Origin of the sequence: Comamonas sp., assembly GCF_009360615.1 — a bacterium.
Lineage (GTDB): Bacteria > Pseudomonadota > Gammaproteobacteria > Burkholderiales > Burkholderiaceae_C > Comamonas.
Genome location: NZ_SPEY01000022.1, coordinates 81,480 through 90,289, shown reverse-complemented (window position 1 = coordinate 90,289; position 8,810 = coordinate 81,480). Strand labels below are relative to the sequence as shown.

7 protein-coding genes are annotated in these 8,810 nt (G+C 63.6%); 6 read left to right on the top strand and 1 reads right to left on the bottom strand.

The window, feature by feature from the left end:
• Positions 1 to 1,289, top strand: a 1,289-nt coding sequence (locus E2583_RS07630; protein ID WP_291594573.1) for an Hsp70 family protein, incomplete at its 5' end; no start/stop codon positions are given.
• Positions 1,290 to 1,389: 100 nt separating this feature from the next.
• Positions 1,390 to 2,520 carry a molecular chaperone DnaJ gene (gene dnaJ / locus E2583_RS07625; RefSeq protein WP_003057927.1) on the top strand — a complete coding sequence of 377 codons (1,131 nt, stop codon included), beginning with the start codon at positions 1,390 to 1,392 and terminating at the stop codon, positions 2,518 to 2,520.
• A gap of 64 nt (positions 2,521 to 2,584) precedes the next feature.
• On the opposite strand, the gene E2583_RS07620 is transcribed toward dnaJ, so the two are convergent.
• Positions 2,585 to 3,895 carry a tetratricopeptide repeat protein gene (locus E2583_RS07620; protein WP_291594572.1) on the bottom strand — a complete coding sequence of 437 codons (1,311 nt, stop codon included), beginning with the start codon at positions 3,893 to 3,895 and terminating at the stop codon, positions 2,585 to 2,587.
• Between the two features lie 350 nt (positions 3,896 to 4,245).
• Between E2583_RS07620 and E2583_RS07615 the strand changes: the two genes are divergently transcribed.
• From E2583_RS07615 to leuB, 4 genes are all read left to right on the top strand, one after another.
• Positions 4,246 to 5,214 carry a LysR family transcriptional regulator gene (locus E2583_RS07615; protein ID WP_291594570.1) on the top strand — a complete coding sequence of 323 codons (969 nt, stop codon included), beginning with the start codon at positions 4,246 to 4,248 and terminating at the stop codon, positions 5,212 to 5,214.
• A gap of 64 nt (positions 5,215 to 5,278) precedes the next feature.
• Positions 5,279 to 6,700 carry a 3-isopropylmalate dehydratase large subunit gene (gene leuC / locus E2583_RS07610; protein WP_291594569.1) on the top strand — a complete coding sequence of 474 codons (1,422 nt, stop codon included), beginning with the start codon at positions 5,279 to 5,281 and terminating at the stop codon, positions 6,698 to 6,700.
• 125 nt (positions 6,701 to 6,825) lie between these two features.
• Positions 6,826 to 7,482 (top strand): 3-isopropylmalate dehydratase small subunit, encoded by a 657-nt coding sequence (gene leuD, locus E2583_RS07605; protein WP_291594567.1) that lies wholly within the window; start codon positions 6,826 to 6,828, stop codon positions 7,480 to 7,482.
• 237 nt (positions 7,483 to 7,719) lie between these two features.
• Positions 7,720 to 8,796 (top strand): 3-isopropylmalate dehydrogenase, encoded by a 1,077-nt coding sequence (gene leuB, locus E2583_RS07600; RefSeq protein WP_291594565.1) that lies wholly within the window; start codon positions 7,720 to 7,722, stop codon positions 8,794 to 8,796.
• The last annotated feature ends 14 nt before the right edge of the window (positions 8,797 to 8,810 follow it).

Here is an 8,810-nt window from a genome sequence, read left to right as displayed (position 1 = left end):
TGCTGTCGACCAACGGCGACACCTTCCTGGGCGGCGAAGACTTCGACCAGCGCATCATCAACTACATCATCGACGAGTTCAAGAAGGAACAAGGCGTCGATCTGTCCAAGGACGTGCTGGCCCTGCAGCGCCTGAAGGAAGCTGCCGAAAAGGCCAAGATCGAGCTGTCGAACTCCGCCCAGACCGACATCAACCTGCCCTACATCACGGCCGATGCCACAGGTCCCAAGCACCTGAACATCAAGCTGACCCGCGCCAAGCTGGAAAGCCTGGTGGATGATCTGATCGAGCGCACGATCGCACCTTGCCGCACTGCCATCAAGGATGCCGGAATCTCCGTCGCCGACATCAACGACGTGATCCTGGTCGGCGGCATGAGCCGCATGCCCAAGGTGCAGGAGAAGGTCAAGGAATTCTTCGGCAAGGATCCCCGCAAGGACGTGAATCCCGACGAAGCCGTGGCCGTGGGCGCTGCCGTTCAGGGCCAGGTGCTGGGTGGCGAGCGCTCCGACGTGCTGCTGCTGGACGTGACACCCCTGTCCCTGGGCATCGAAACCCTGGGCGGCGTCATGACCAAGATGATCAGCAAGAACACGACCATCCCCACCAAGTTCGCGCAGACCTTCTCCACGGCTGAAGACAACCAGCCTGCCGTGACCATCAAGGTGTTCCAGGGCGAGCGCGAGATCGCCAGCGCCAACAAGATGCTGGGCGAGTTCAACCTGGAAGGCATCCCGCCCGCTTCGCGTGGCACGCCCCAGATCGAAGTGACCTTCGACATCGACGCCAACGGCATCCTGAACGTGTCGGCCAAGGACAAGGCTTCCGGCAAGGAAAACAAGATCACCATCAAGGCGAACTCCGGCCTGTCGGAAGAAGAAATCCAGAACATGGTCAAGGATGCGGAACTGAACGCCGCCGACGACAAGAAGAAGCTGGAACTGGTGACTGCCAAGAACCAGGGCGAAGCTGCTGTTCACAGCGTCAACAAGAGCCTGGCCGAACATGGCGACAAGCTCGATGCCGCCGAAAAGGGCGCCATCGAAGCCGCCGTCAAGGAACTGGAAGAAGCGCTCAAGGGCGAGGACAAGGACGCCATCGACGCCAAGACCACGGCCCTGATGACGGCCAGCCAGAAGCTGGGCGAGAAGATGTACGCCGACGCACAGGCCGCTGGCGGTGCCCAAGCCGCTGCTGCCGCAGCCGGTGCCTCCGCCGGTGCCGGCGCCTCGGCTGCCGCTGACGACAACGTGGTTGACGCCGAAGTCAAGGAAGTCAAGAAGGACTAAGCGCGGGCAGGTCCTGGCCTCAAACCATTGACCGCTTGCCGCCGCGCCGGGCTCCCAGGAGCTGGCGCGGCGTTCCTGTTCCATCCGACCGAAAACTCACATGTCCAAACGTGACTACTATGAAGTTCTGGGCGTTGCCAAAAGCGCCTCGGACGATGACATCAAGAAGGCCTATCGCAAGCTGGCGATGAAGTACCACCCTGACCGCAATCAGGGCGACAAGGCCAAGGAAGCCGAGGAAACCTTCAAGGAGGTCAAAGAGGCCTACGAGATGCTTTCCGACAGCCAGAAACGCGCGGCCTACGACCAGTACGGCCATGCCGGCGTGGACCCCAACCGCGGCATGGGCGGCGGCGAGGGCTTCGGCGGCTTTGCCGAGGCCTTTGGCGACATCTTTGGCGATATGTTCAACGGCGGCGGCCGCGGCGGTCGCGGCGGCCGTCAGGTCTACCGTGGCAACGACCTCAGCTATTCCATGGAAATCACCCTGGAAGAAGCCGCCAAGGGCAAGGATGCACAGATCCGCATTCCGAGCTGGGACAGCTGCGACACCTGCAGTGGCAGCGGCGCCAAGCCCGGCACCAGCACCAAGACCTGCTCCACCTGCAACGGCATGGGCACGGTGCAGATGCGCCAGGGCTTTTTCAGCGTGCAGCAGACCTGCCCGCACTGCCGCGGCACGGGCAAGATCATTCCCGAACCCTGCACATCCTGCGGCGGCCAGGGCAAGGTCAAGCGCCAGAAAACACTGGAAGTGAAGATCCCCGCAGGCATCGACGACGGCATGCGCATCCGCTCGGCCGGCAACGGCGAGCCCGGCACCAATGGCGGCCCGGCAGGCGACCTTTACATCGAGATTCGCGTCAAGGACCATGACATCTTCGAACGCGACGGTGACGATCTGCATTGCAACGTGCCCGTGAGCTTCATCACCGCTGCGCTGGGCGGCGAGATCGAAGTGCCCACGCTGCAGGGCAAGGCGGCGATCGACATTCCCGAAGGCACGCAAGCCGGCAAGCAGTTCCGCCTGCGCGGCAAGGGCATCAAGGGCATTCGCTCCAGCTACCCCGGGGATCTTTACTGCCACATCGTGGTGGAGACCCCGGTCAAGCTCACCGAGTACCAGCGCAAGCTGCTCAAGGATCTGGATGAATCGCTCAAGAAGGGGGGCTCCAAGCATTCGCCCAGCGGCGAGAGCTGGACGGACCGCCTGAAGAGCTTCTTCAGCTAGGCACCGACGCCTCTCAAAAAAGCCCATCGGCCATGCGATGGGCTTTTTTTTCAGCGAGCGGGAATCACTCCCTGCCCGGCTTCCAGTTGCGCACCTCGCGCTGAACCTTCAGCCGCTCCGCCGGGCTCAAGGCCCGCTCGGCCGCCTGCAAGCGACTTTGCAGCGAGGGATCCTTGGCCTGGGCGATGGCCAGCCAGAAATAGGCCCTGCCCATGTCCTTCTGCACGCCCTGGCCGCTGGCATACATGGCCGCCAGGTTCGACTGCGCCAGCGTATAGCCCTGCTTGGCCGCGCGATCGAACCAGCGGGCCGCCTGGACAGCATCCTGCGGCACACCCTGGCCGTTGGCATAGAGAACACCCAGGGAAGACTGGGCGGCCGCATTGCCCTGGGCAGCCGACTTGTCCAGCCAGTGTGCGGCGCGCGTCAGGTCCTGAGGCACCAGAGCGCCCACTGCGTAGATCATGCCGGCGTTGTACTGGGCGTCGGCGTGACCTTTCTCTGCCGCCTGCTCGAACCACTGCAAGGCCGCACGCCCATCCTCCTTGACGCCCCGACCGCTGGAGAGCATCACGCCAAGACTGTACTGACCAGCGGCCTCGCCGCTTTTGGCCGAACGCTCGAACCATTGCACGGCCTGAGCATCGTCCGCAGCCACGCCACGCCCCTCGGCATACATCAGGCCCAGGTTGTTCTGGGCGATACCGTCGCCCTGATCGGCCGCCTTGCGGTACCAGCTCACGGCCTGCACCTCATCCAGAGTCACACCGCGCCCATTGGCGTAGAGCACCCCGAGATCGGATTGCGCAGGTGCATAGCCCTGCTCCGCAGACTGGCGGTACCAGTGCACGGCCTGAGCCAGATCCTGATTCACGCCTTTGCCAAAACGATAGCGCGAGCCCAGCAGATACTGGGCCTTGGCATCACCCGCCTGCGCTGCGGCACGCATGGCGGCCAGCTCCTTGCCATCTTCGGCCTGATGGTTCGTGGCCTCCGGTGTCCAATGCTCGCGCCCCAGCGGAGCGGCTGCCGCAGCGCCGGCAGCCGCAGCCCCAGCCGCCGCCGCATGGCGACCGGCACGTCCTTTCTTGCCGGTCTTGGATGGAACAGGCTTGGCCGACGAGGATCTGGCAGCTCCCGCAGCCGTGCTCTTGGCGGACTTGGACGATTTGGCGGGCGCAGCCGCACTGGACTTGGCCGGAGTCTTGCCCTTGGCCAGGGCTGGCAAGACCGTGCCCCCGCCCAGCGCCAGCGCCGCCGCCATCAGGCAGGCCCGGCCCCAGCAACGGCTGCGGTGCAAGAGGGGTGCCCCCGAAGCCAGGGCTGGCAGCTCGGGAGACTCACTTTCGGAGATCGGATGGTGGGAAACTCTCATGACTCACATTTTTGCAGCGAATGAAGTCGCCTCCAGGCTGCTTTACTGACGATTTACTTTGTAAAAGATTGCGCACACCCGGACCGGGGAGGGCATGCAGCGCCTCGGGCCCGATCAGGCCTGAATGATCCGGGCATCCGGAGGCTGCGCCATGAAAATGCAGGCATGCAGGAGCGGCCCATGCCGCATGGCGACTCCCGCTCATGCCGGACCATCGCCAAATCAGAAATCACCCATCGCCAAAATTTACCCATCGCCATGCAAGACATCTCATTCAAAGATGGATTCGACTGAATTAATCGGTAAAAATGCTCAAAACTTCTCGAAACGAGAAGACTTGAGCCTGACCCATGAAGAATTCAGAGCGCAGTTTTGCGCGCCGCATCGATCTCACCTCGCTTCAGCTGTTCGTCGCCGTGTGCGAACTGGGCAGCATTGGCCGCGCCGCTGAGCGCGAGTTCATTGCGGCCTCGGCCGTCAGCAAGCGCCTGTCGGACCTGGAAGCGACGGTGGATACCGCCCTGCTCTATCGCCACAGCCGCGGCGTGACGCTGACGCCGGCCGGCGAAAGCCTGCTGCACCATGCCCGCAATGTGCTGTACGGGCTGGAGCGCATGCAGGGCGAGCTTTCCGAATACGCCGACGGCGTGCGCGGCCATGTGCGCATGCACGCCAATATGTCGGCCATCGTGCAGTTTCTGCCCGAAGACCTGGGGGCGTTTGCGCGCGAGCACAGCCAGATCAAGATCGACCTGCAGGAACACCTGAGCCCCGACGTGCTGAGTGCCGTGGCCGAGGGAACGGCCGATATCGGCATCTGCACGCTGGGCAATATCAGGAGCAGCGAGGGCCATCAGGCCACCGTGCAGCTGACCCAGGGCAACGTGCCGCTGCAATACCGCAGCTATCGCGAAGACCGCCTGGTCGTCGTCGTGCCCGAGCGCCATGCACTGGCCGATCGCGAGAGCGTGGCCTTCACGGAAGTGCTGGAATGGGACATCGTCAGCCTGCATGCGGGCTCCTCCATCAGCCTGGCCATGCGCGCCGCCGCAGCCCAGGCCGGCCATCCGCTGCACCAGCGCATCCAGGTCACCAGCCTGGACGCCATGTGCCGCATGATCGACAACGGCCTGGGACTGGGCCTGCTGCCCGACCGCGCGTTCGAGCTGATGCATGGCGTGGGCCATCTGCGCGCCGTTCAGCTCACTGACGACTGGGCGCACCGCGAACTCTGCGTGGTGGCGCGTGACTTTGAAGCGCTGCCGGTGACCACCCGCCTGCTGGTCGATCACCTCTGCCCCGCCAGTGCCAAGGCCTGAAACAGCGCTTGGGCCCGCCACCGGACACCGAATCTTCCCAACAAACCAACCTCACGAGACCACCATGGGACGCACCCTCTACGACAAGATTTTTGACGAGCACGTCGTTCATACCGAGGAAGACGGCACCTCCGTCCTCTATATCGACCGCCATCTGGTACATGAAGTGACCAGCCCCCAGGCCTTCGAAGGACTGCGCATGGCCGGCCGCAAGCTGTGGCGCGTCAGCTCGGTCGTGGCCACGGCCGACCACAACACCCCCACCGACGGCTGGGAGCGCGGCTATGACGGCATCGCAGACCCCATCAGCAAGGAACAGATCACCACGCTGAACAGCAACATCGCCGAGTTCGGCTCGGCGGCCTTCTTTCCCTTCATGGACAAGGGCCAGGGCATTGTTCACGTCATGGGTCCCGAGCAGGGCGCGACCCTGCCCGGCATGACCGTGGTCTGCGGCGACAGCCACACCTCCACCCACGGCGCTTTCGGCGCGCTGGCCCACGGCATCGGCACCTCCGAGGTCGAGCATGTGATGGCCACCCAGACCCTGCTGGCCAAGAAGGCCAAGAACATGCTGGTGCAGGTCAACGGCAAGGTCGCACCCGGCATCACCGCCAAGGACATCGTGCTGGCCATCATCGGCAAGATCGGCACGGCCGGCGGCACGGGCTACACCATCGAGTTTGCCGGAGAAGCCATCCGCGACCTGAGCGTGGAAGGCCGCATGACGGTATGCAACATGGCCATCGAAGGCGGCGCTCGCGCAGGTCTCGTGGCCGTGGACGACAAGACCATCAACTACATCAAGGGCCGCCCGCTGGCACCCACGGGTGCCGAATGGGATGCCGCCGTCAGTTACTGGAAGACATTGCATTCCGATGCCGATGCGAAATTCGACCGCGTGGTGGAGCTGAACGCCGCAGACATCGTGCCGCAGGTGACCTGGGGCACCAGCCCTGAAATGGTGCTGGGCATCGATGCCGCCGTTCCCGATCCCGACAAGGAAAAGGACCCCAACAAGCGCGGCGCCATCGAACGTGCGCTGACCTATATGGCACTGGAGCCCGGCAAGCCCATCAACGACATCTTTGTGGACAAGGTGTTCATCGGCTCCTGCACCAACAGCCGCATCGAAGACATGCGCGAAGCTGCGGCCCTGGTCAAGAAGCTGGGTCAGAAGGTTGCAAGGAACATCAAGCTGGCCATGGTCGTGCCCGGCTCCGGCCTGGTCAAGGAACAGGCCGAGCGCGAAGGCCTGGACCAGATCTTCAAGGCTGCCGGCTTTGAATGGCGCGAGCCCGGCTGCTCCATGTGCCTGGCCATGAACGCAGACCGCCTGGAGCCCGGCGAGCGCTGCGCCTCGACCTCGAACCGCAACTTCGAAGGCCGTCAGGGCGCGGGTGGCCGCACCCACCTCGTCAGCCCCGCCATGGCTGCTGCGGCCGCCATCCATGGTCACTTTGTCGACATCCGTAAATTTGCGTAACCCCCTGAGTCGCTGCGCGCCGCCCCCCAAGGGGGACGACGGCCTTTGCCGAGGGACGGCCCCTGCTGGCCGTCTCTGATGCAAGACGCGAACGTCGCCGAGACCAAAGATTCTGGAATCACACCATGCAAAAATTCACCGTGCACAAGGGCCTCGTCGCCCCCATGGACCGCGAGAACGTCGACACCGACGCCATCATCCCCAAGCAGTTCCTGAAGTCCATCAAGAAGACCGGCTTCGGCCCCAACCTGTTCGACGAGTGGCGCTATCTGGACCAGCCCGGCCAGCCCGGTGTGCCCGAAGCCGACCGCAAGCCCAACCCCGACTTCGTGCTCAACCAGCCCCGCTTCAAGGGCGCCAGCATCCTGCTCGCACGCAAGAACTTCGGCTGCGGCTCCAGCCGCGAGCACGCGCCCTGGGCCCTGGATCAGTACGGCTTCCGCGCCATCCTGGCACCCAGCTTTGCGGACATCTTTTTCAACAACAGCTTCAAGAACGGCCTGCTGCCCATCGTCCTGCCCGAAGCCACCATCGACCTGCTGTTCAATGAAGTCGCAGCCTTTCCCGGCTACGAGCTGACCATCGACCTGGAGCGCCAGGTGATCCTGAGGCCTCAGGGCGAGGAGATCGCCTTCGACGTCATCGCCTTTCGCAAGTACTGCCTGCTCAACGGCTTCGACGACATCGGCCTGACCATGCGCCATGCCGACAAGATCAAGGCTTTCGAAGCCGAGCGTCTGGCACAAAAGCCCTGGCTGGCGCATACGTTGATTCAGAAGTAACCCCCTGAGCCGCTGCGCGGCTTCCCCCTTTCTCGATGCGTTGCATCGGAAGGGGGACGGCATCTTCGCTGCGGGGCGGCCCTTGCTTGATGCCCCTTGTTTGGGGCGTGCTTGTTTTTAGGTTGCTACCCATAAATGAGCTGCTTGCGCCTTCTATTCATGAACATCAGCATTAATTCAATCTGAAATCTATGAATAACGAGCGCTAACAGCTATCAAATTAATCAAAGGAACATCATGAAGATTGCAGTTTTGCCCGGTGATGGCATCGGTCCCGAAATCGTCGCGGAAGCCGTCAAGGTACTCGAGGCCCTGAATCTGGGTCTGGAGATGGAAACCGCTCCCGTGGGCGGTGCCGGCTTCGAAGCTGCCGGCCACCCCCTGCCTCCGGCCACGCTGAAGCTGGCCCAGGAAGCCGACGCCATCCTGTTCGGCGCCGTGGGCGACTGGAAGTACGACACGCTGGACCGCCCCCTGCGCCCCGAGCAGGCCATTCTGGGCCTGCGCAAGGCCCTGGGACTGTTCGCCAACTTCCGCCCCGCCATCTGCTACAAGGAGCTGACCCATGCCTCCAGCCTCAAGCCCGAGCTGGTGGCAGGCCTGGACATCCTGATCATCCGCGAGCTGACCGGCGACATCTACTTCGGCCAGCCGCGCGGCCGCCGCGTGGCTCCCGACGGCCACTTCCCCGGAGCCGAGGAGGCCTTCGACACCATGCGCTACACCCGCCCCGAAATCGAGCGCATCGCCCATGTCGCCTTCCAGGCCGCCCAGAAGCGCAGCAAGCGCGTGACCAGCGTGGACAAGGCCAATGTGCTGGAAACCTTCCAGCTCTGGAAGGACGTGGTCAGCGAAGTCGCCAAGCAGTACCCCGATGTGGCGCTGGACCATATGTACGTGGACAACGCCGCCATGCAACTGGTCAAGGAGCCCAAGCGCTTCGACGTGGTGGTCACCGGCAATATGTTCGGCGACATCCTCTCCGACGAAGCCTCCATGCTGACCGGCTCCATCGGCATGCTGCCCAGCGCCAGCCTGAACGACAAGAAGCAAGGCCTGTACGAGCCCAGCCACGGTTCGGCCCCCGATATCGCCGGCAAGGGCATTGCCAATCCTCTGGCCACCATCCTCTCGGCCGCCATGATGCTGCGCTTCAGTCTGGGCCAGGAAGCCGCCGCCCAGAAGATCGAAGCGGCCGTGCAAAAAGTGCTGGCCGACGGCCTGCGCACCGCCGACATCTACAGCGAAGGCACGACCAAGGTCAGCACCCGTGAAATGGGCGATGCCGTGGTCAAGGCCCTGGCCGGCGTCTGAAGCAGCGAAACCGC